Origin of the sequence: Pseudomonas sp. SIMBA_068, assembly GCF_046534705.1 — a bacterium.
Lineage (GTDB): Bacteria > Pseudomonadota > Gammaproteobacteria > Pseudomonadales > Pseudomonadaceae > Aquipseudomonas > Aquipseudomonas putida.
On record NZ_JAWRYI010000484.1, the window covers coordinates 1 to 273 of the forward strand.

General features: G+C 66.3%; 1 protein-coding gene. It reads right to left on the bottom strand.

Annotated elements, in window-relative coordinates:
* The coding region (locus tag SB756_RS30065; protein WP_410913236.1) for an OprD family outer membrane porin at nt 1-273 on the bottom strand (273 nt) is incomplete at both ends.

Consider the following 273-nt stretch of genomic DNA (forward strand, 5'->3'; position numbering starts at 1 on the left):
CGCTGGCGCGGTGGTTGTAGACGATGGTGCGCAGCACCGCATCCTTGAGCCGCCCGGATTGCACCACATAGGCCAGCATCAGGCCGTTCTCGTTGTGCTTGGCGCCGTCCAGGCCGCGCACGTTGTAGCCGCGGTTGCGGCCATCGCGGTCACCGTCGTAGTGCGTGCCATCGATGTCCCAGCCCTTGGCGTGCCACAGGCTGGCGCTCAGCCCGGGCACGCCGTAGGCGGCAAGATCCAGGTCGTAGCGCAACTGCCAGGACTTTTCATTGG